The organism is Streptomyces sp. NBC_00557 (assembly GCF_036345995.1).
Lineage (GTDB): Bacteria > Actinomycetota > Actinomycetes > Streptomycetales > Streptomycetaceae > Streptomyces.
This window is the reverse complement of record NZ_CP107796.1, coordinates 7,047,272-7,067,935: the sequence shown is the minus strand read 5'-3', so window position 1 is coordinate 7,067,935 and position 20,664 is coordinate 7,047,272. Positions and strand designations below refer to the sequence as shown.

The following is a 20,664-nucleotide window of genomic DNA, read 5'->3' as shown; positions in this document are numbered from 1 at the left end:
GAATCTAGCATTCTACTCACAATTGCCCGCTGAATATTGACATTCGCACTGGGCATCTGACCTGTGACAAGGCCGTGACCCAGCGTGCGCCCAAGACAGCGGAGATCCCGGGTCAAGTTTTGGTTAACACTCTTTTGCTGACTCGGAAAGCATCCCTAACCTGTGGCCTCCTTGCTCGTTAATGCTGCGTATAGAACTGAGAGGCCACTTGACATGGCACAAGTCGATCAGGCTGCACCGGTAGCCACAAGCGACACCGGTGGTCTGCGACGCGACGTCGGACTGATCGGTCTGATGTGGGCCTCGGTTGGCTCCATCATCGGGTCCGGCTGGCTCTTCGGTGCCGAGAAGGCGGTTGTGGCGGCCGGCCCCGCTGCGATCATCTCGTGGGTGATCGGAGCGGTGGCGATCGTGCTGCTGGCTCTCGTGCACGCCGAACTCGGCGGCATGTTCCCGGTGGCCGGCGGTACCGCCCGCTACCCGCACTACGCCTTCGGCGGCCTGGCCGGTATGTCCTTCGGCTGGTTCGCCTGGCTCCAGGCCGCGACGGTGGCGCCGATCGAGGTCGAGGCCATGATCGGCTATGCCAAGCACTGGCACTTCGCCGACGGCTTCCAGCGCGCCAACGGCACGCTCACGGCCAGCGGTATCACGGTGGCCGTGCTCCTCATGGCGGTGTTCGTCGCGGTGAACTTCCTGGGCGTCCGCATCCTCGCCCACACCAACAGCGCCGCCACCTGGTGGAAGATTGCGGTCCCGCTCGCGGCGATCTTCGTCATCGCCATCGGCAACTTCCACCCGGGCAACTTCACCTCCGAGGGCTTCGCCCCGAAGGGCGCCGCGGGTGTCCTCGGCGCGATCAGCTCCAGCGGCATCATCTTCGCGCTGCTCGGCTTCGAGCAGGCGATCCAGCTGGCCGGTGAGAGCCGCAACCCGAAGCGCGACCTGCCGCGCGCCACGCTCGGCTCGGTGGCGATCGGCGCCGTGATCTACCTGCTGCTCCAGGTCGTGTTCATCGCCGCCCTGCCGCACGCCTCCTTCGCCAAGGGCTGGGCGAACCTGAACTACGCGGGCATCAGCGGCCCCTGGGCGGGTCTCGCCACGCTGTGCGGCCTCGGCTGGCTGGCCTGGGTCCTGTACGCCGACGCGATCATCTCCCCCGGAGGCACCGGCCTGATCTACACCACGGCCACCTCCCGCATCTCCTACGGCCTGGCCAAGAACGGCTACGCGCCGAAGGTGTTCGCCAAGACGGACAAGCGCGGTGTGCCGTGGTTCGGCCTCGCCATCTCGTTCGTGACCGGTGTGATCTGCTTCCTGCCGTTCCCGAGCTGGCAGGAGCTGGTCAGCTTCATCACCTCGGCGAGCGTGCTGATGTACGCGGGCGCCCCGCTGGCCTACGGCGTCTTCAAGGACCGGCTGCCGAACCACGAGCGTCCGTACAAGCTGCCCGCGGGCAACATCATCTCGCCGCTGTCCTTCGTGGTCGCCAACCTGATCATCTTCTGGTCCGGCTGGGACACCCTGTGGCGTCTGGGCTGCGCGATCCTGATCGGCTACGTGCTGCTCGGCTCCTACGCCTGGTACGCGATCGGCAAGAACCTGCCGGGCGCCCCCCGGCTGGACTTCAAGGCCGCGCAGTGGCTGCTCCCCTACCTGGCGGGCATCGGCGTGATCTCCTACTTCAGCACCTTCGGCGGTACCGGTGACCTGCCGCTGTGGTGGGACATCCTGGTCGTGGCCGCGTTCTCGCTCGGCGTCTACTACTGGGCCAAGGCGACCGCCTCGGAGCCCGAGCAGATCGAGCGCGACATCGAAGAGGTCGTCGTCACCGACGCCCCCGCGCACTGACCCGCTCCACCCTGGTGTCCCGTCGGCCGGTCACGGCTGACGGGACACCGTCATAATGCAGGGATGATCTCCCCTTCCCCGCACCTCGGCGCCGCGCCCGCAGAACGCCGTACGGTGGTCGTCGTGGGCGCCGGGCCGGCCGGGCTCACCGTCGGCGGCATCCTGCGGGCCGCCGGCGTCGACTGCGTCGTCCTGGAGACCGAGAGCCGGCAGTTCATCGAGACACGGCCGCGCGCCGGGGTCATCGAGGAATGGGCTGTGCGCGAACTGGACCGGCGCGGGCTGTCCGAACGGCTCCCGGAGCGGGCCGAGTCGCACACCGCCTGTGAGTTCCGCTTCGACGGCGAGCGCTACCGCTTCCCCTACGCCGACCTGACGGGCCGTCGTCACTACGTCTATCCCCAGCCGCTGCTGGTGACGGACCTGGTGCGGCAGTACGCCGACGTACGCGGCGGCGACATCCGTTTCGGCGTGCGGGACGTCATGCTGCACGACCTGGACTCCGACCGGCCGGCGGTGTCGTACCGCTGCCCGGACACGGGGGAACGGCGGCTGCTGCACTGCGACTTCGTCGCGGGCTGCGACGGGGCGCGCGGAGTGACCCGGGACGTGATACCCGCCGGGCGGAGGCGGAGCGCGCGACAGGACGACGGCATCGGCTGGCTGGCGCTGCTCGCGGAGGCGCCGCCGTCGACGGACTGCGTGCTGTTCGGCGTCCATCCGCGCGGTTTCGCCGGGCAGATGCCGCGCAGCCCCGAGGTCACCCGGTTCTACCTCCAGTGCCCGCCCGGCGACGACCCGGAGAACTGGCCGCACGACAGGGTCTGGACCGAGCTGCGCGAGCGGCTCGGCGCGGCCGGTGCGCCCCCGCTCACCGAGGGCCGGCTGACCGAGAAGCGCGTCCTGGACATGCACCACTACGTCGTCGAACCCCTGGTCCACGGGCGGCTGTTCCTGGCCGGGGACGCCGGTCACCTGGTCGCGCCCATCGCGGCCAAGGGCCTGAACCTCGCCCTGCACGACGCGTTCCTGCTCGGCGACGCGCTCACCGCGTACGTCACCAAGGGCGACGGCAGCGGCCTGGACGGCTACTCGGCGGCCTGTCTGCGCCGGGTGTGGGACTACCAGGAGTTCTCCCAGTGGCTGTCGGACATCTACCACGGGGTGGCGTCCGGCGATCCCTTCCGCGCCGGCACCACACTGGCCCGGCTGCGCCGGCTGTTCACCTCGCCGGCCGCGGCGGCCGCCTTCGCCGAGCAGTACCTCGGGACGGCCGCCGCCTACTGACCTGGGGCGGCCCGCTCGGCGAGCAGGTGGTCCGCCGTCTTCAGCGCCTCCTGCACCAGCCGGCGCAGATGTCCGTGCGGGAGCGAGTAGATCACCCGGCGGCCCTCCTTGCGGGTCTTCACCAGTCCCGCGAGCCGCAGCCGGCCCAGGTGCTGGCTGACGGCGGGACGGGCCGCGCCGCACGCCTCGGTGAGCGTCGTGACGTCGGCCTCGCCGGTCGTCAGGGCGTGCAGCAGGGTCAGGCGGGTGCGGTCGCCGAGCAGGGCCATGAGCTCGGCGGCGAGCGCGAACTGCTCCTCGCCGGGGCTGCGCGGGTGCGCATGGTGCGCAGGTGACAGGTGCATGCGTGCGCTCATACGCACATAATGGTCCGGTGGGCGCCGCGCGTCCACTCCCGCACACGGAAGGGGACCCACGTGAACGACCGGCACGCACCTCGGCACGGGCACAGCCAGGGTCATGACCACGGCCACGGAGGTCACACCCACGCGCACACCGGCCACGGTCACGCGGACCCCGTGCACACGGGCCAGGCTCACGATCACGGTCATGCGGACGCCACGCACACGGGCCACGTTCACGGTCACGAGGGCCACACACACGCGCAGGCGTACGGTCCCGACGTTCACGGCCACGGCCACAGTCACGGTCACGGGGACCACTCCCGCAAGCCCGGTCTCCGCCACCGCCTGGCGCATCTGCTCACCCCGCACTCCCACGACAGCGCCGACAAGCTGGACCCGGCCATGGAGGCCTCCGCGCACGGGATGCGGGCGCTGTGGGTGTCGCTGGCCGTGCTGGGGGCGACCGCGCTGGCGCAGGCGGCCGTGGTGGCCGTCTCCGGCTCGGTCTCTCTGCTCGGGGACAGCGTGCACAACGCCGCGGACGCGCTGACCGCCGTTCCCCTCGGCATCGCCTTCGTGCTGGGCCGGCGGGCGGCGACCCGCCGGTTCACCTACGGCTACGGGCGCGCCGAGGATCTGGCGGGGCTGGTGATCGTGCTGACCATCGCCGCGTCGGCGGCCTTCGCCGCCTGGGCGGCCGTGGGGCGGCTGCTCGATCCGCGCCCGGTCGCGCACGTGCCGGCGGTCGCGGTGGCCGCGCTGGTCGGGTTCGTGGGCAACGAGTGGGTGGCCCGGTACCGGATCCGGGTGGGCCGCCGGATCGGCTCGGCCGCGCTCGTCGCCGACGGGCTGCACGCCCGCACGGACGGTTTCACCTCGCTGGCGGTTCTGGTGGGCGCCGGAGGCTCGGCGCTGGGCTGGCATCCGGCGGATCCGGTCGTGGGGCTGGCGATCACGGCCGCGATCGTGCTGGTGCTGCGGGACGCGGCGCGTGAGGTGTTCCGCCGGATGCTGGACGCGGTCGACCCGGCGCTGGTGGACCGGGCCGAGCGGGCGGTGCGGGGCGTGCCGGGCGTGCGCGAGGTGGGCGAGCTGCGGCTGCGGTGGATCGGGCACCGGCTGCGGGCCGAACTCGCGGTGGTGGTGGACGGCGAGGCGACGCTGCGGCAGGCCCACGCGATCGCCGTGGAGGCGGAACACGCCCTGCTGCACGCCGTACCGAGGCTGACGGCCGCCCTGGTGCACGCCGACCCCGCCCCGGCGCCGGGCGAGCGCGATCCCCATGTGGCCCTGGCCCACCATGCGACGGCGTGAGCCGCGTCCCGGCGGAGACGGTTCCCGCCGGGGCTGTACCTGCCCTTCCCGCCCGGGCGGGCCTGCACTATCGCCGTGGAACGGACGCGCCGGCCGGTGATCTCAGGCGATCCGCCGGTGGTCTCAGACGATCCGCCGGCCGGTGGGCTCAGGCGATCCCGAGCCCCTCCAGGACCACCGCGCCCGGCAGTTCCGCGAGGGCCTTGCCCGGCACCAGCAGCTTGCCGCGCCGGCGTCCGCTGCCGACGAGGACATAGGGCAGGTCGACGACGGCCGCGTCGACGAACACCGGCCAGCCGGCGGGCAGTCCTACGGGGGTGATGCCGCCGTACTCCATGCCGGTCTCTCCGGTCGCCGTCTCCATGGAGGCGAAAGAGGCCTTGCGGGCGCCGAGTTGGCGGCGTACGACGCCGTTGACGTCGACCCGCGTGGTGGAGAGCACCACGCATGCGGCGAGGGTGGTCTCGCCGCCCCGCTTGCCCGCGACCACCACGCAGTTCGCCGACTGCTCCAGCAGCTCGCGGCCGTAGTGCTCGACGAAGACGGCCGTGTCGGCCCAGCGCGGGTCGGTCTCGACGTAGAGGACGCGGTCGGCGGGAACCGCGCCCCGCCAGGTGCGCACGGCGCCGGCGACCGGCGCGGTCAGCTCCTCGAGACAGTCCGTGACGGGGGTGGCGGTGTCGAAGTCTCCGATGGGTGCGCGCATGTCCGCACGCTAACAGCCCGCGCCGGTGCGGCTCAGCGGACGGGGGGCACCGAGACGGCCATCACCATCTCCATCGGTACGTCGCCCTCGTTGGCGTAGGTGTGCGCGGTGGAGGCCTCGAAGGTGGCGCTCGCGCCGGTCGGCACCAGGTGCTTGACGCCGTCCACGGTGAGGGTCAGCTCGCCCGCGGTGACATGGACGAGTTCCACCGTGCCCACACGGTGCGGCTCGGAGGGGCTCCGCTCCCCCGGCATCAGCCGCCAGTCCCACATCTCGAGCGGTCCGGGCGCCTCCGTGCCGGCGAGGAGGCGGTTGTAGCTGCCGGCGTCGGTGTGCCAGAGCCGTACGGCCTGTTCGGCGGGGACGATGCGGACGTTGGGGCCCTGTTCGTAGTCGAGCAGAGTGGTGATGCTGATGCCGAGCGCGTCACCGATCTTGACGACGGTGCCGATGCTGGGGTTCGTGCGGGCCTGCTCGATCTGGATCAGCATGCCGCGGCTGACTCCTGCGCGTGCGGCGAGCGCGTCCAGGGTGAAGCCGCGCTCCGTGCGCCAGCGCTTGACGTTGCGCGCCAGGGACTGGGTCAGCAGGTCGAGGTCCGACACATCACGTCCATCGGGAAGAGGTCCGGGTCAGGCCCGTGGGTCGGGTCCGGGCGTCCCGGAAGTTCAATATTCGGGATGACAGAGTTCACTTCACTGAACTACCGTGAGGTGCACCCGATCGTTCATCAAACTGTACTGCGAGGCCGGCCGTGACAGCATTCTTCGCCCTGACCACCAGCCTCCTGTGGGGGCTGGCCGACTTCGGGGGCGGGCTGCTGACACGACGGACGCCCGCGCTGACCGTCGTGGTCGTCTCGCAGGCCATCGCGGCGGCCGTGCTGGGCGCGATCGTCGTCGCGACCGGCGGGTGGGGCGGGGCCGGGCCCCGCCTGTGGTTCGCCTTCGCCGCCGGGCTGGTGGGGCCGGTCGCCCTGCTCTCCTTCTACAAGGCCCTCGCGCTCGGCCCCATGGGGGTGGTCTCGCCGCTCGCGACGCTGAGCGTGGCCGTGCCGGTGGGCGTGGGCCTGGTCCTCGGCGAGCGGCCCGGACTGCTCCAGGTCGCGGGTATCGCCGTCGCCGTCACCGGTGTCGTCCTCGCGGGCGGACCGCAGTTGCGCGGCGCGCCCGTCCAGCGGCGGACGATCCTGCTCACGCTGATCGCGGCCCTGGGGTTCGGCACGGTCTTCGCCCTGATCACGGAGGCCTCGACGACCGTCACCGGCCTGTTCCTCGCCTTGTTCGTGCAGCGGCTGACGAATGTCGCGGTCGGCGGGGCCGCGCTCGCCGTCTCCGTCCGGCGGGGTGGCCGGGCGGTGCCCGAGGGCGGCTTCCCGTGGACCTCGCTGCCCGCGCTGGCCTTCGTCGGACTCGCCGACGTGGCCGCCAACGGCACCTACGCGGTCGCCGCCCAGCACGGCCCGGTCACCGTGGCGGCCGTGCTCGCCTCGCTGTACCCGGTGGTGACGGCGCTGGCCGCGCGCGGCTTCCTCAGCGAACGGCTGCGCGCGATCCAGGCGGCGGGCGCGGGCCTTGCCCTGCTCGGCACCCTCCTACTGGCGACGGGCTGATCCGTCCCGGCACCTCGGATATCCAGCCGCCGGACCCTGGCCCCGGAACCGAGCCGCCCCGCATCCCCCATCCCGCACGAGCGCCGCCCCCGGGCCCCCGCATCGCAGCCAGGCTGGCCCCTGGCCCACATCGCAGCCGAGCCGCCCCGCATCCCCCACATCCCGCACGAGCGCCGACCCCGGGCCCCGGATGCCTGCCCGAACCAGGTCCTGGCCCGCACCGCAGCCGGGCCGGCCCCGGGCCCCGGATCCGAGCCGGGCCTCATCGCCGCATGCCGCGCGAGCCGGCCCTCGGTTCGCGCGCCGCCCGAGTCATAGTCATACCTGCCGAGCCGGCTCGCGCCTCGGCATTCCGCCTGCGTCAGCTCTCGGTTTCCAGTTGGGCGAGGCTGGCCACCACGTCCTCGTCGAGTTCCGCCAGGGCGCGGAGCTGATCCGGTGTCGTCCCCTCCGGGATCGGTATCGGCGGCGGGGTTCTGAGCGGGGGCTGCCAGCCCTGGTCCGCCGTCCAGCGCCGGACGACCCGGGCGGGCGCCCCGGCCACCACGGCGTGATCGGGCACCGTGCCCCGCACCACGGCACCGGCCGCGACGACCACGTTCCGGCCGATCCGCGCGCCCGGCAGGATGACCGCGTTGGTGCCGATCCAGCAGCCCGGGCCGATCTCCACGGGTTCCATGCGCGGCCACTGCCTGCCGATCGGCTGGTGGGGGTCGTCGTAGGAGTGGTTGGTGGAGGTGACGTAGACGTACGGGCCGAAGTAGCAGTCGCTGCCGATGGTGACCGTCGTGTCCGCGATGACATGGCTGCCCCGGCCGAGGACGACGCCGTCGCCGATGCGCAGGATCGGCTCCGGCCCGAGGTCCAGGTCCGGCATCAGACCCGCGGTCAGCGTGACCTGTTCGCCGATGATGCAGTGCGAGCCGAGGTGGATCCAGGGTTCGCCGAAGACCGTGCCGAGCGGGAAGGCGAGCCGGGTCGCTTCGCCGATCGAGCCGAACTTCAGGCGGCCGGGGTGCTCGGCGGTGACGGAGCCCGTGCGCTGAGCCCAGGCCCAGGCCGCGTGCACCGCGCGCTGAGCGACGCGGCGACGCCAGGACGAGAACGTGTTCTTGGGCTTCGGCACGGGCTTACGTTACTCATCGGTCGCCTCCGGGGAGAGGCCGGGCTGCTGTGATCTTTGCCCCAGCCCCTGACGTACCGTGCGGGTAGTCACGGACACGAGGAGACGGTGATGACACAGCAGGCGCTGATCGTGGGCATCGGCGGCCGGGAGCCGCAGGTCGATCCGGAGGCGTTCGTCGCGCCGACGGCTTCCGTGATCGGCGACGTCACGCTGCACGCGGGGGCCAGTGTCTGGTACGGCGCGGTGATCCGGGGCGACGTCGAGAAGATCACCGTGGGCGCGCAGGCGAATGTCCAGGACAACGTCACCCTGCATGCGGACCCCGGGTTTCCGGTGCATGTCGGTGAGCGGGTGTCCATCGGGCACAACGCCGTCGTGCATGGGGCGACCGTGGAGGACGACTGCCTCGTCGGGATGGGGGCGACCGTGCTGAACGGGGCCGTGATCGGCGCCGGATCGCTCGTCGCCGCCCAGGCTCTGGTGCCGCAGGGGATGGTCGTGCCGCCCGGGTCGCTGGTGGCCGGGGTGCCGGCGAAGGTGCGGCGGGAGCTGACCGAGGAGGAGCGGCAGGGGGTCACCCTCAACGGCACGATGTACGCGGAGCTGGCGAAGGCGCACCAGGACGTGCATCGCTAGGGGGTTCCGTTTGGATCAGCCCGGGTCCGCGACGCCCGGCACGGCACCTCGCCGCGTTGTCGGACCACCCGAGTACGCCCAGTACGCGGGTGATCCTCCGCCTTGCGATGCTCCCCCACTGCCTGAAGGGCGTGGGAGGTGCCCCCAGCACCGGACGCCGCGGCCTGATCCGACCTGATCCAAACGAAACCCCCTAGGCCGTCCGGCGGGCGGCGGCCGCGTGCGGCCCGTCGCGCCCCGCGGCGGAGCCGCACATCGGGCCCGCGCCCGTGGCGGGGCGTTTCAGTCCCCGGCGCTGACCGGTTCTGCCTCGCGGTCCACCTGCTGCTGGGCCTTCTTCGCCTTGCGCTGGACGATCAGCAGGGTGGCGAGGCCGAGGGCCACCGCCGCCGCCAGCCCCACGTACGAGAACTTCTTCAGCCAGCCCTCGGCGACCACGCCGACGTAGTACACGGCCGCCGTGGTGCCGCCCGCCCAGCAGATGCCGCCGAGGACGTTGGCGATCAGGAACTTCCAGTACGGCATGTGCAGGACGCCGGCGAGAGGGCCGGCGAAGATGCGGAGCAGGGCGATGAAACGGCCGAAGAAGACCGCCCACATGCCCCACTTCTCGAACGACCGCTCCGCGGTGGCCACATGGCCCGCGCTGAAGTGCTTCGGGAATCTCCTGCCCAGCCAGGCCAGCAGGGGGCGTCCCCCCTTGCGGCCGATCGCGTAGCCGATGGAGTCGCCGATCACGGCGCCCGCGGTCGCGCACGCGCCGAGGACGACCGGGTTGACGCCCGAGTGCTGGGAGGCCATCAGCGCCGCCGACACGAGGATGATCTCCCCTGGAAGCGGGATGCCCAGGCTCTCCAGACCGATCACCAGGGCGACCACGGCGTAGACGGCGGCCGCGGGCACCGAGTCGAGCCAATCCTGGACGTGCACCGCGGGATCCTCCCCTGTCGCCTTCCCTGACCGGTGGGGCCGCCGCATGTAAAGGGCGCCCCAAGGGAAGGCTACCTGGTCGGCGGTGAACGGCGGCGTACGCGCAACCGCTGGGCGGCACCGTCCCGCCCCCGGCCCTTCGGTTTCCGGACATCCCCGTGTCATGCGGGTGGGGAAGGCTCCCCGCGGTTTCGCCCGACCCGCCTTTCCAGGTCCCCGCCGTGGGGCCCGCTGCGGAAGGACGACGTCCCCGTGTCCTCACTCTCCCCGTCCCCCTCGCTCGCCTCCCCGCCGCGCGCGCTGCCCGCGGTTCCACTCCCCACCGCACCGAGCGCCGATTCCGCCTCCCGGCCGACGTCCCTCCTCGGGGCCAGGGGCCTGCGGCTGGCCCTGTGCCTTGTTCCCGTGCTGCTCGCCGCCGGATGGGCGGTCGCCCACCGGCCGGTCGTGTACGAGGGGGTGCGGCGACTGGCCGCGGCCGATCCGGGGTGGCTGCTGGCCGGTGCCGGTCTGACCGGCCTGAACTGCGTGGCGGCCGCCTGCGTCCGGCAGGGTGCGCTGCCGGACCGGGTGCGGCCGGGGCTGCTGCTGGCCTCGCAGTTCGCCGCCGGCGCCGCCAACCACGCGCTGCCCGGCGGGCTCGGCGCGCACGCCGTCACCCTGCGCTTCCTGCGGAGCCAGGGCGTGCCGCCGGCCCGGGCCACCGCGTCGATCGGGCTGTACTCGCTGGCCAAGTCCGGCGCCAAGACCGGGGTGCTGCTGGTGTTCCTCGCGGCGACGCCGGCCTGGCGGCGCCTCGGTGGTCTGGTGCCGGACGGCCGGCTGCTGGTCCCGGTCGCCGCCGCGGGCGGCGCCGTGGCGGCGGCCGGGGTGCTGCTGACCGTCGTACGACCGCTGCGGCGGCCGGTGACCGGGCTGCTGCGGTCCGCCCTCGCCGATGCCCGGGAGGTGCACACGCGCCCCTGCCGGGTGGTCGCCCTGTGGGGCGGGGCGGTGGCGATGCCGCTGGTGCAGGGGACCACGCTCGCCTGCGTCGGCGCCTCGCTCGGGCTGGGGCTGCCGTGGCAGCACGTGGTGCTCGCCTATCTGGCGGCGGGCACGGCCGTCGGCGCGGTTCCGGCGCCGGGCGGGTTCGCGGTGGACGCGGCGCTGGTGTGGACGCTGGCCGCCTTCGGCTGCGCACCGGCGACGGCCACCGCGACGGTCATCGGCTACCGGGTGCTGACCGACTGGGTGCCCCTGCTGCCCGGCACCCTGCTGCTGTCGGCGCTGATCCGGGCCAAGGTGCTGTGAGTGCCGGGTCGTCAGAGGCCGGCTGCCGTGGCTCGTCGGACCCGGTACCCGTCAGTTGAGCAGCGCGCCCGCCGGCGCCGCCACCGCGGTGACCGGACGCAGGACGTCGTGCACCGCGCGCTCCGCCCGGGCCGGTGACGCGGGCCCGGGACCGCGCTGCCGCCGGCCGGGGCCGAGCCCCTGCCGTTCCCGGCCGAGGCGGACCTGGGCGATCCGGGTCCCGTCCGGACCCGTCGACTCGTCCGGCCCGCCGCCCTCCCGCTTCCCGCGTGCGGCGATCCCGTACGGCGGCCCGTCGGCAGCCCGGCGGCCGTGCCCCGGTGCGCGGCCCGCGGGCGCATCGGCCGCGCCGTGCGCGCCGGTGCCTCCGGGCGCGCCCGGCACGGCGCCGGGCCGCCCTCGCCCGCCCGTCCCCGGTCGCAGCAGCCAGCGCTGGTCCGGCGAACCGTCACGCGGGGCCAGGATCACCCGGGCCGACGAGTCGTCGGCGTCCGGGGCGAGCGCGAGGCCCTCGCCGTGGCGCAGCAGGATCTCGCCGTGCACGGTGACGTCGTAGACCGCCTCGCCGGCGTGCGCGGCGCATGCGGCCAGCGTGACCGTCCTCGTGCCCAGGTCGGCGGCCAGGCACAGGGAGGGGTCGGCGGCGCTGCGCAGCAATCCGTCGTCCTGGTACGACCATCGCTGCGCGGCGGCGGAGGAGCACGGTGCGAGCCCGATGCCCGCACCGGCCCGGACGGTGCTCCCGCGCGCGTCCAGACAGCGTCCGGAGGTCAGGCCGCGCAGGGTGCCGTGGGCGACCTCGACGGGTTCGCGGGCCGAGGCGGCGGAGGGGGAGCTGACGGGCAGGGCGCCGGTGCCGCGCGGATGCGTGGTGCGGGCGGCGGGGGCGCCCCAGGTGGCGCCGGGTGCGGGGACAGCGTTGTCGTCGGACCAGCTTCTGGCCACGAGGACGGTGGCGAGCAGTGCGAGCGAGGTCAGTCCGACGCCGATGGCCACCGCCGTGCGATGGCGGCTGCCGGAACCGGTGGTGCGGTGTCTGCCGCCGGCGCCCGCTGCCGCCGGCTCGGGCGCCGGGGAGTACGGCACCTCCTCGGCGGCGCCGCGCCCGGGACGCGAGTCGACATAGCGACGGGCGCCCCAGCCGAGCACGGTCTCGGCGAGCAGCAGGCCGGGGCTGTCGTCGAACAGCCCGAAGGTCTCGGCGGCGTGCCGGCAGTGCGCACAGGCCGCCAGATGCCGGCGCACGTCGGGCAGCAGGGTGTCGCCCCGGCGCAGGGGGACGTCCAGGAGCCGGTTGTGGAAGCGGCATTCCTTGGTGGGGGCGAGTTCCCGGTGGGCGCGTACGCAACCCGCTCTGAATTGCTCGCACGCCTGTTCCAGTGCGGCCGTCGCGGTGGCCGGGTCGATACCCAGCAGACCAGCGGGAATGTTTATCGGTTCGGCCTCCACCTCGGTGTGCCAGAGAAGACATTGCGAGGCGCCGGGAAGTGCCCGGAATGCGCGTTCGGCGAGTTGCCGTCTTTCCGGCGTCGCGGGATTCGTCGCGCGCAGTCCGCGGCCGCCGGCGGGTTTGCGCAATTCCGGCAGCGTCGCGCAGGCCACGTCGTCGGCGGCCCAGGCGCGGACGGTGTCGCGTACGGCGGCCAGCAGTTGCGGGCGCAGGGCGCCGCCGACGGCTCCGGCGGCCATCCGGCCGAGAACCTCGTGGAAGGCGGCGGTGGCGACGAGGTGCGCGGTCGGTCCGGCCGAGGCCAGGCAGACGGTGGCGTAGTCGCGGGCGGCACGCCAGTGGCGGGCCAGCAGCAGGGCGACGGCGTGATGGTGGACGGCGTGCGGGCCGCCGAGGCCGGCGGCGAGACTGCGGTCGGACTCCCCGGGCGAACCGGGCAGCGGTGGATACGGCGGGCGTGGGGGGTGAGGGGACTGCACGGAACCATTTCCTTCCAGCCGCAGGACGGCGCACGAAATGCCGTCCTGACGGAAAGCAGTGCCGAGTGGTGCATACCTGTCGGGCCGGCCTGGGCGTTCGACGCCGGCCTTTGCCCTCCCGCGGGAAGGCTCACCTTCGCACACGCTGCTCACAGGAAACAAGGAGTTCGATTGACCCGGCCTCAGAGTCGGTGAATTCCACCACAGTTACCGGCGGTATCGCTTCCGTGGGACCGTTCCCATGTTTCTCCGGGCACCGCACCGAGCCGAACACCGGCGTCTCGGCGTCCGGTTGAGAAGCCGTCAGCAGGGCACGCGCGGCCCGGCCCTCGAGCGGCTTCCTCCGTCCGTGGGGACTCCGGGGAGCGCCGGGGCGCCGTGGCGTACGGGGTGTCAGGCGCCGCCGACGGCCGTACGCGTGTCGCCGGCGGCCCTGTCGAGGCGGCAGGTGGCCTCTTCGGCCGTGCAGTGGGCGAGGAGCATGACGACGGCCGTCTCGGCGTGGCCGCCGGCGGCCCGCAGGGCGTCGGCGGCGGTGTCGGGGTCGGCGCCGGTGGCCTGGACGCCGATGCGGCGGACCCGGTCGACCAGCAGGTCCACGGCGCGGTCGTCCCTTCGGCAGGTGCCGGTGGCGGCGGGCGGGGTGGTGGTCAGTCGCCGGGCGGTGTGCGGCGGGGCGCCGGCTGGCGCCTGCGGCGCTGGACCGCGCCATAGGTCTTCTCCAGCGCCGCGGTCGTGGCCTCGTAGGACTGCTGGGCGACGCCGACGAACAGGCAGTCGATGAGCGCCAGTTGGGCGATGCGGCTGACGGTCGCGCCGGAGCGGAAGGGGGTCTCCCGGGCGCACGTCGTCAGCACGAGGTCCGCGCTCTCCGCGAGGGTGGAGCGCGGGACGTTGGTGAGGGCGATGGTGGTGGCGCCGCGTTCGGCGGCGGCCTGCAGGGGCTCGACGGTGTCCTCCGTCTCGCCGGAGTGGGAGATGGCGAGGGCGACGTCGCCCGGTCCGAGCAGGGCGGCGGCGGTGAGCGCGGCGTGCCGGTCGGTCCAGATGAACGCCACGCGGCCGATGCGGTGCAGCTTCTGGTGCAGGTCCTGGCCGACGAACGCGCTGGCGCCGACGCCGAAGACGTCGATCCTGGGCGCTCCCGCCAGGGCCTGGACGGCCCGGCCCAGCACCTCGACGTCCACGCCCGCCCCGGTGTCCTCCAGGGCGCGCACCTCGTTGTAGACGATCTTGCGGACGATCTCGTCGAGGGTGTCGGTGGCGCTGATGTCGGTGCCCGGCGCCGGGCGGTCTCCGCTGAGGGCGTGCTCGCGGGCGGCCGCCGCGGCCAGCGAGAGGCGCAGTTGCGGGTAGTTGGTGATCTCTATGGCCCGGCAGAAGCGCATCACGGTCGCCACCGAGGTGTCGGCCCGCTGGGCGAGGGCGCTGATGGACAGCTTCGCCGCCTGGGCCGGGTCGGCGAGGACGGCCTCGGCCACGCGTCGCTCCGACGGCGCCAGGGACGACAGGGCCGCCCGGATGCGTGCCAGCGTGCCGGCTGCGGAGGTGTCCGCCGCCGGCCGGTCCGGTATGCGAGGTGGTTCCGTGCTGGCCATGGGCCGTACCTCCTGGCTGGGTGGCGTCACAGTAGCCACGCCTCCGGCTGGCCGTCAAAAATTTACGTACCGAATTACGGCACGTCACTTATTGACATGTGAAGTGGGTCGTTCTGATACTCGCTGAACCGCGCTCCGCGCCGGCCACCGGCCTTCCAGCCGTCCGGTGAGCGGCCGGAGCGGCGACCCGGGATGACACGAAGGCGTGCCGTATGACAGCAGTAGTCGCGGTGGACCTGGGCAAGACCGGCTGCCGTGCCGCGTTGTTCCACGGCGGCGACGGTCCCGCCCGGCGGATCCACGAGGTGCCCGGGGCGCCCGGGCTCGCCGCCGAGAACGGAGTGGCGGCCGCCCGCACCGCCGTACTCGCCGCCGTACTCCCCCTCCTCGAACCGCAGTCCGCGCCGCGGCCGGCCGCGGTCTGCGTGGGCGCCGCGGGAGCGGCAGCCGCACCGGAGGCCGCCCGCGGGCTGGCCGGCCTGCTCCTCGAGGACCTGCCCACGGACGAGGTGGCCGTCACCAGCGACGCCGTCACCGCCCACGCGGGCGCCCTCGGCGGCCGCCCCGGAGTCGTCCTCGCGATCGGCACCGGCTGCGTCGCCGTCGGCATCGGGGACGACGGGTCGTACGCCCGCGTCGACGGCTGGGGGCCCTGGCTCGGCGACGAGGGCAGCGGCGCCTGGATCGGCGCGGCCGGGCTGCGGGCCGCGCTGCGGGCCCATGACGGACGCGGCCCCGACACGGCGCTGCTGGCCGCCGCCGCCGAACGCTTCGGCGACCCGGACCGGATGCCGGTGGCCCTCGGCCGCGACGGCAACCCCGCCCGGACCGCCGCGTCCTTCGCCCCGGACGTCGCGCGCCTGGCCGCGGCCGGCGACGCCGCGGCCTCGGCGATCGTCCAGGACGCCGCCCGCGCGCTCGGCGAGGCCGTGCTCGCCGCCGCCCGCCGGATCGGCGGCGAAGCCCTCTCCGTGACCGTCACCGGCGGGCTCACCGGCCTCGGCGAACCGCTCCTCACGCCGCTGCGCTCGGCGCTGGCCGGCTCCCCGCTCCCCCTGCGCCTGCGGGACCCGCTCGGGCAACCGCTGGACGGTGCGCGCCTGCTGGCGCTGGACGCCGGCGCACCGCACGAGCCCCACGTCGTCCGCGTACGGCGGGCGGCGCCCTTCTCCCCCGCCCCCACCTCGCCGGCGCCGCCGGCCGTTGCTTAGGAGTGAGCGTGCGTCAACTCGACCTCGTGGTGGTCGTCGTCTATCTGGTGGCGATCGCCGTGATCGGACTGCGCCTGGCCGGCCGGCAGAGCACCGCGAAGGACTACTTCGTCGGCGAGGGCCGCATGCCGTGGTGGACGGTGTCGTTCTCCGTGGTGGCCACCGAGACCAGCGTGCTCACCGTGATCAGCGTGCCCGGCGGCGCGTACAGCGGGCAGGGATTCGGAAACGTCGAACTGGCCCTCGGCTACGTCATCGGCCGCGTGGTCGTGGCCACCGTGCTGATCCCCCTGTACAAGCGGGGCGGCTTCGTCAGCGCCTACCAGTACCTGGGCAGCAGGTTCGGGCTGAAGCTGCAGGGGCTCGCCTCGGTGACGTTCGTCTTCACCCGGCTCCTCGCCGAGGGCGTCCGGCTGTTCGCCTCCGCCATCCCGATCAAGCTGCTGCTCGACGAGTTCGGGGTGCACGCGGGCTACCGGTTGATCATCATCGTGCTCACGGCGATCACGGTCGTCTACACCTACCTCGGCGGGATCAAGGCGGTCATCTGGACCGACGCCATCCAGATGGGCCTGTACCTGGGCGGCGCGGTCCTCGCCATCGCCGTGCTGTCCGGCCATGTCGGCGGCAGTGGGTTCGCCGGCGCGCTGCACTCGGGCCACTTCAGGCTGTTCGACACCGACTTCGCCCTGGCGCACGTCCTGACCAGCCCGTTCGCCCTGCCCACCGCGATCGTCGGCGGCGCCATCTTCGCCATGGCCAGCCACGGCTCGGACCAGCTGATCGTTCAGCGCGTCCTGGCCACCCGCTCGCTGCGCGACGGCCAGAAGGCCATGATCGCCTCGGGTGTCTTCGTCACCCTGCAGTTCGCCGCCTTCTCGCTCGTGGGCGCGCTGCTGTGGTCGTACAACCAGGGCAAGGACTTCAGGCAACTCGGCCTGAGCAGCTCCGACAACCTCTACCCGCAGTTCATCCTGCACGGGCTGCCCGTGGTGATCTCCGGTCTGCTGGTGGCGGGCATCCTGGGCGCCGCGATGGGCTCGCTGTCCTCGGCCCTGAACTCCATGTCGAACTCGACGGTCGCCGACATCATCCACAGCTTCTTCCGCAGCACGCCGTCCGAGGAGTCGCTGCTGAAGCTCGCCCGGGTGATGACGCTCGTGTGGGCGGTGCTGATGGCGGTGTTCGCCTGTGCGTTCAGCACCAGCACCGGCAACGTCTATCTGACGGGTCTGACGATCGCGGGCTACACCTACGGCGCCCTTCTCGGCGCGTTCCTGCTCGGGCGTCTCGTGCGGCGCGCGAACGAGATCGACTCCGTGGTCGCCTTCCTGGTGACGATCGGCGTGATGACATACGTCGTGCGCGGCGTCAAGATCGACGTCCATGTGGCCGGCGCCACCGTGCCGACCGCGATCGCCGCCCAGTGGCTCGTGCCCATCGGCGTCGTCGTCACCCTGGTCGTCGGCGGCCTGGCCAGCCTGCTCCACCACGCCCCCGAGACCGCCGCGATCCCGGCGACCGACGGCGAGACGGCCCCCGGCACCGGCCGCGTGGCCACGGCGACCGGCACGGACTGAGGGCGCGCGCATCCGGGCGGGGGCCGCCGTCCCGGCCCAGCCCAACCTCGACCGCGCAAACCCCGGAGTCGGACCGCCGTCCCGGCGTCGCCCCGCCCTGCGACCGCGCGGGCCCCGGTCCAGGGCCACCACCTCACCCCGCCCAGCCTGCACCCCCGTGCAGGACCGCCTCCCCGCCCCCGGCCCAACCTCCGACTCCCGCCCCCGGCCCAACCTCCGACCGCACAACCCCGGCACAAGGCCACGGCCTCACCCCGCCCGGCCTGCAACCACGCACATCCCCGGAGCGGGGCCGGCGGCCCGGTGTCGTCCCGCCCGGCGACCGCGCACACCCCCGGAGCGGGGCTGACGACCTGGCCCCCAGCCGTTCCGACCCGTGAGGGAGAAGTCATGCCACAGCGTCGGCCGACGCGGTCCGCGCGACGGACGAGGTGCCGGGAGGCGTCGTGCGTGTGATCGGCCTGATGTCGGGGACCTCCTACGACGCCATCGAGGCCGCCGCCGCGGACCTCGCCCTGGACGGCGACGCCCTGCTGCTACGGCCACTCGGGCACCTCTCCGTGCCGTACCCGGAGGAGGTGCGGGACCTGATCGGCGCCAGCTTGCCGCCGGCCGCGACGACCACGCAGGCCGTGTGCGCCCTGGACACCGGCGTCGGCCAGGCCTTCGCCGGCGCGGCCGGGCGGGCACTGCGCGAGCTGTGCGACGGGAGGGCCGACCTCGTGGTCTCGCACGGCCAGACGGTGCACCACTGGGTGGAGGACGGCACCGTCCGCGGCACGCTCCAGCTCGGCCGGCCCGCCTGGATCGCCGAGGCCACCGGGCTCCCGGTCGTCTCCGACCTGCGCAGCCGGGACGTGGCCGCGGGCGGGCAGGGCGCGCCGCTGGTCGCCATGACCGACGCCCTGCTGCTGCGCGCCCTGCCCGGCACACCGGCCGCGCTGAACCTCGGCGGGATCGCCAACGTCACCGTCCTGGCACCCGGCGCCGAACCCCTGGCCTTCGACACCGGCCCGGCCAACGCCCTGCTGGACGCGGCCGTACGGCACTTCACCGGCGGTGCCGCCGACTACGACGAGGACGGGCGCAGGGCCGCCGCCGGCCGGACCAGCCCCGAACTGCTGCGCGCCCTCCTCGACGATCCCTACTACCGCAGGCCGGCGCCGAAGAGCACCGGCAAAGAGCACTTCCATCTGCCTTACCTGCAGCGAGCGCTGGCGGCGGCCCCCACCCCGGATCCCGACGACGTCCTGGCCACCCTGACCCGGCTCACCGCCGTCACCGTGGCCGACGCCTGCCGTGCCCACCGGGTCACCGAACTCGTCGTCTCCGGCGGCGGCACCCGCAACCCGGTGCTCATGCGCACGATCGGCGAGGAACTGACCGGCGTACGGATGCGCCCCAGCGACGACCTGGGCCTGCCCTCGGACGCCAAGGAGGCCCTGGCCTTCGCCGTCCTCGGCTTCCTCACCGTGCACGGGCTGCCCGGCACCCTGCCCTCGGGCACCGGCGCCCGCCGGGCCACGCTGCTCGGCAGCATCACCCCCGGTGCGACGCCGCTGCGCCTGCCCGAACCCGCCGCACGGCCACCGCGCCTGCTGCGCGTCGACCGTCCCGCCCGCTGAAAATCGGGGCCGACCGTGCCGGCACGGGTGAGGCCCGGCACAGGGCGGCTGCTCGTCGCACGCGGGTGAAGTCCGCGGCCGCCCGGCGGCGCCGCCGTTTGCCGCCGGGCGGGAACGGGGAACCCTGCCGAGCCCGAACGCGTCCCGCTGCAGGAGGCATCGATGACGGACGAGCCGGAGGACCGCTTCGACGTGGTGGTGCTCGGTGCCGGACCGGGCGGCTACGTGGCCGCCATCCGCGCCGCCCAGCTGGGCAGACGCGTCGCCGTGGTGGAGCGGAAGTACTGGGGCGGCATCTGCCTGAACGTGGGCTGCATCCCGACCAAGGCCCTGCTGCGCAACGCCGAGCTGGCGCACATCGTCACCCGCGAGGCGAAGACGTTCGGCATCCGCGCCGACGGCCCGGTGTCCTTCGACTACGGCGAGGCGTTCCGCCGCAGCCGCAAGGTCGCCGACGGCCGGGTCAAGGGCGTGCACTACCTGATGAAGAAGAACGGGATCACGGAGCTCGACGGGCACGGCACGTTCCTCGCCCCGCACACCCTCCAGGTCTCCGGCTTCGACGGCGACACGCGCACCATCGGATTCGACCACTGCGTCATCGCCACCGGCGCCACGCCCAAACTGCTGCCCGGCACCCGGCGCACCTCCCGCGTGGTCACCTTCGAGGAACAGATCCTCGCCGAGGAGCTGCCGCGGTCGATCGTCATCGCGGGCGCCGGCGCGATCGGCGTCGAGTTCGCCTACATCCTGCACAACTACGGCGTGAAGGTGACGCTCGTCGAGTTCCTGGACCGCCTCGCCCCGCTGGAGGACGCCGAGGTGTCCGCGGAACTCGCCAAGCAGTACCGCAGGCTGGGCATCGACGCGCTCACCTCCACCCGCGTCGAGTCCATCGACGAGTCGGGCCCCCAGGTGCGTGTCACGGTCACCGGCAAGGACGGCTCCCGGCAGGTCCTGGAGGCCGACAAGGTGCTCCAAGCGCTCGGCTTCGCCCCCAACGTGGCGGGCTACGGCCTGGAGACCACCGGCGTGCGGGTCTCCGGGCGCGGCGCGATCGAGGTCGACGGCCGCTGCCGTACGAACGTCCCGCACATCTACGCCATCGGCGACGTCACCGCGAAGCTGATGCTCGCGCACGCGGCCGAGGCGATGGGGGTGATCGCCGCCGAGACGATCGCGGAGGCGGAGACCATGGAACTCGACTACGCGATGATCCCGCGGGCCACCTTCTGCCGGCCGCAGATCGCGAGCTTCGGCCACACCGAGGAGCGGGCGCGCGAACTGGGTTACGACGTCAGGGTGGCGAAGTTCCCGTTCACCGCCAACGCCAAGGCGCACGGCCTGGGCGACGCCACCGGTTTCGTGAAGCTGATCAGCGACGCGAAGTACGGCGAGCTGGTCGGCGGGCACCTCATCGGCCCCGACGTCACCGAGCTGCTGCCCGAGCTGACCCTGGCCCAGCAGTGGGACCTCACCGTCCACGAGATCGCCCGTAACGTCCACGCCCACCCGACGCTCGGCGAGGCGGTGCAGGAGGCGGTGCACGGCCTGGCCGGGCACATGATCAACCTCTGACACCCGCCGATCACGGCCGGCCCGTGCCCGGCTGCCCTCTCTTA

Annotated in this window: 18 protein-coding genes; 10 read left to right on the top strand and 8 right to left on the bottom strand. The window is 73.4% G+C overall.

Annotated features, from left to right (window positions below; all coding sequences use genetic code 11):
• Positions 1-213 precede the first annotated feature (213 nt).
• Both OG956_RS31195 and OG956_RS31190 read left to right on the top strand, forming a co-directional pair.
• Entirely contained in the window at positions 214-1,851 is a 1,638-nt protein-coding gene (locus tag OG956_RS31195) for an APC family permease (protein WP_330341344.1), read from the top strand.
• A gap of 63 nt (positions 1,852-1,914) precedes the next feature.
• Complete coding sequence (locus OG956_RS31190; RefSeq protein ID WP_330341343.1) at positions 1,915-3,138, top strand: 4-hydroxybenzoate 3-monooxygenase; 1,224 nt, start codon at positions 1,915-1,917, stop codon at positions 3,136-3,138.
• Here OG956_RS31190 and OG956_RS31185 read toward each other — a convergent pair.
• On the bottom strand, positions 3,132-3,494 hold the full coding sequence (locus OG956_RS31185; protein ID WP_330341342.1) for an ArsR/SmtB family transcription factor: 363 nt from the start codon (positions 3,492-3,494) through the stop codon (positions 3,132-3,134). The two genes, OG956_RS31190 and OG956_RS31185, sit on opposite strands and share 7 nt — an antisense overlap.
• Positions 3,495-3,554: 60 nt before the next feature.
• Between OG956_RS31185 and OG956_RS31180 the strand changes: the two genes are divergently transcribed.
• Entirely contained in the window at positions 3,555-4,796 is a 1,242-nt protein-coding gene (locus OG956_RS31180) for a cation diffusion facilitator family transporter (protein WP_330341341.1), read from the top strand.
• 148 nt (positions 4,797-4,944) lie between these two features.
• Here OG956_RS31180 and OG956_RS31175 read toward each other — a convergent pair whose 3' ends face one another.
• Together OG956_RS31175 and OG956_RS31170 are read right to left on the bottom strand one after the other, a co-directional pair.
• Positions 4,945-5,502: a YbaK/EbsC family protein gene (locus tag OG956_RS31175; protein ID WP_330341340.1), complete on the bottom strand. Its 558-nt coding sequence runs from the start codon at positions 5,500-5,502 to the stop codon at positions 4,945-4,947.
• A 32-nt stretch (positions 5,503-5,534) separates the two neighbouring features.
• A complete protein-coding gene (locus OG956_RS31170; RefSeq protein ID WP_330341339.1) occupies positions 5,535-6,107 on the bottom strand; it encodes a helix-turn-helix domain-containing protein in 573 nt (190 codons plus the stop codon).
• Between the two features lie 149 nt (positions 6,108-6,256).
• Between OG956_RS31170 and OG956_RS31165 the strand changes: the two genes are divergently transcribed.
• Complete coding sequence (locus OG956_RS31165) at positions 6,257-7,114, top strand: EamA family transporter (RefSeq protein WP_330341338.1); 858 nt, start codon at positions 6,257-6,259, stop codon at positions 7,112-7,114.
• A 361-nt stretch (positions 7,115-7,475) separates the two neighbouring features.
• Here OG956_RS31165 and OG956_RS31160 read toward each other — a convergent pair whose 3' ends face one another.
• Positions 7,476-8,240, bottom strand: coding sequence for an acyltransferase (locus tag OG956_RS31160; protein ID WP_330341337.1), 765 nt, complete (start codon positions 8,238-8,240; stop codon positions 7,476-7,478).
• Between the two features lie 108 nt (positions 8,241-8,348).
• Here OG956_RS31160 and OG956_RS31155 point away from each other — a divergent pair, with 108 nt between their 5' ends.
• Complete coding sequence (locus tag OG956_RS31155; protein ID WP_330341336.1) at positions 8,349-8,876, top strand: gamma carbonic anhydrase family protein; 528 nt, start codon at positions 8,349-8,351, stop codon at positions 8,874-8,876.
• Positions 8,877-9,158: 282 nt separating this feature from the next.
• Here OG956_RS31155 and OG956_RS31150 read toward each other — a convergent pair whose 3' ends face one another.
• Positions 9,159-9,806 carry a DedA family protein gene (locus OG956_RS31150; RefSeq protein ID WP_330341335.1) on the bottom strand — a complete coding sequence of 216 codons (648 nt, stop codon included), beginning with the start codon at positions 9,804-9,806 and terminating at the stop codon, positions 9,159-9,161.
• A 252-nt stretch (positions 9,807-10,058) separates the two neighbouring features.
• On the opposite strand from OG956_RS31150, the gene OG956_RS31145 reads away from it, so the two are divergent.
• On the top strand, positions 10,059-11,099 hold the full coding sequence (locus tag OG956_RS31145; protein WP_330341334.1) for a lysylphosphatidylglycerol synthase transmembrane domain-containing protein: 1,041 nt from the start codon (positions 10,059-10,061) through the stop codon (positions 11,097-11,099).
• Between the two features lie 51 nt (positions 11,100-11,150).
• Here the strand turns inward: OG956_RS31145 and OG956_RS31140 are convergent, their stop codons facing one another.
• From OG956_RS31140 to OG956_RS31130, 3 genes are all read right to left on the bottom strand, one after another.
• Positions 11,151-13,028 carry an RICIN domain-containing protein gene (locus OG956_RS31140; protein ID WP_330341333.1) on the bottom strand — a complete coding sequence of 626 codons (1,878 nt, stop codon included), beginning with the start codon at positions 13,026-13,028 and terminating at the stop codon, positions 11,151-11,153.
• Positions 13,029-13,421: 393 nt separating this feature from the next.
• The gene (locus OG956_RS31135) at positions 13,422-13,628 is read right to left on the bottom strand and encodes a hypothetical protein (protein WP_330341332.1); all 207 of its coding nucleotides are present in this window, start codon (positions 13,626-13,628) and stop codon (positions 13,422-13,424) included.
• Positions 13,629-13,678: 50 nt separating this feature from the next.
• A complete protein-coding gene (locus tag OG956_RS31130) occupies positions 13,679-14,626 on the bottom strand; it encodes a MurR/RpiR family transcriptional regulator (RefSeq protein WP_330341331.1) in 948 nt (315 codons plus the stop codon).
• Between the two features lie 212 nt (positions 14,627-14,838).
• Here OG956_RS31130 and OG956_RS31125 point away from each other — a divergent pair, with 212 nt between their 5' ends.
• The 4 genes from OG956_RS31125 to lpdA all read left to right on the top strand — a co-directional run bounded on the left by OG956_RS31125 (position 14,839) and on the right by lpdA (position 20,620).
• Positions 14,839-15,837: an N-acetylglucosamine kinase gene (locus tag OG956_RS31125; RefSeq protein WP_330341330.1), complete on the top strand. Its 999-nt coding sequence runs from the start codon at positions 14,839-14,841 to the stop codon at positions 15,835-15,837.
• Positions 15,838-15,845: 8 nt separating this feature from the next.
• On the top strand, positions 15,846-17,417 hold the full coding sequence (locus tag OG956_RS31120; RefSeq protein WP_330341329.1) for a sodium:solute symporter: 1,572 nt from the start codon (positions 15,846-15,848) through the stop codon (positions 17,415-17,417).
• Positions 17,418-17,863: 446 nt separating this feature from the next.
• Positions 17,864-19,042, top strand: coding sequence for an anhydro-N-acetylmuramic acid kinase (locus tag OG956_RS31115; protein ID WP_330341328.1), 1,179 nt, complete (start codon positions 17,864-17,866; stop codon positions 19,040-19,042).
• Positions 19,043-19,204: 162 nt separating this feature from the next.
• On the top strand, positions 19,205-20,620 hold the full coding sequence (gene lpdA, locus OG956_RS31110; protein ID WP_330341327.1) for a dihydrolipoyl dehydrogenase: 1,416 nt from the start codon (positions 19,205-19,207) through the stop codon (positions 20,618-20,620).
• The last annotated feature ends 44 nt before the right edge of the window (positions 20,621-20,664 follow it).

Bases quoted from the DNA above. Each gene is read 5' to 3' on its own strand.
- OG956_RS31195 (WP_330341344.1), top strand. From the start codon at position 214: ATGGCACAAGTCGATCAGGCTGCACCGGTAGCCACAAGCGACACCGGT.
- OG956_RS31190 (WP_330341343.1), top strand. From the start codon at position 1,915: ATGATCTCCCCTTCCCCGCACCTCGGCGCCGCGCCCGCAGAACGCCGT.
- OG956_RS31185 (WP_330341342.1), bottom strand. From the start codon at position 3,494: ATGAGCGCACGCATGCACCTGTCACCTGCGCACCATGCGCACCCGCGC.
- OG956_RS31175 (WP_330341340.1), bottom strand. From the start codon at position 5,502: ATGCGCGCACCCATCGGAGACTTCGACACCGCCACCCCCGTCACGGAC.
- OG956_RS31155 (WP_330341336.1), top strand. From the start codon at position 8,349: ATGACACAGCAGGCGCTGATCGTGGGCATCGGCGGCCGGGAGCCGCAG.
- OG956_RS31130 (WP_330341331.1), bottom strand. From the start codon at position 14,626: ATGGCCAGCACGGAACCACCTCGCATACCGGACCGGCCGGCGGCGGAC.
- OG956_RS31125 (WP_330341330.1), top strand. From the start codon at position 14,839: ATGACAGCAGTAGTCGCGGTGGACCTGGGCAAGACCGGCTGCCGTGCC.
- lpdA (WP_330341327.1), top strand. From the start codon at position 19,205: ATGACGGACGAGCCGGAGGACCGCTTCGACGTGGTGGTGCTCGGTGCC.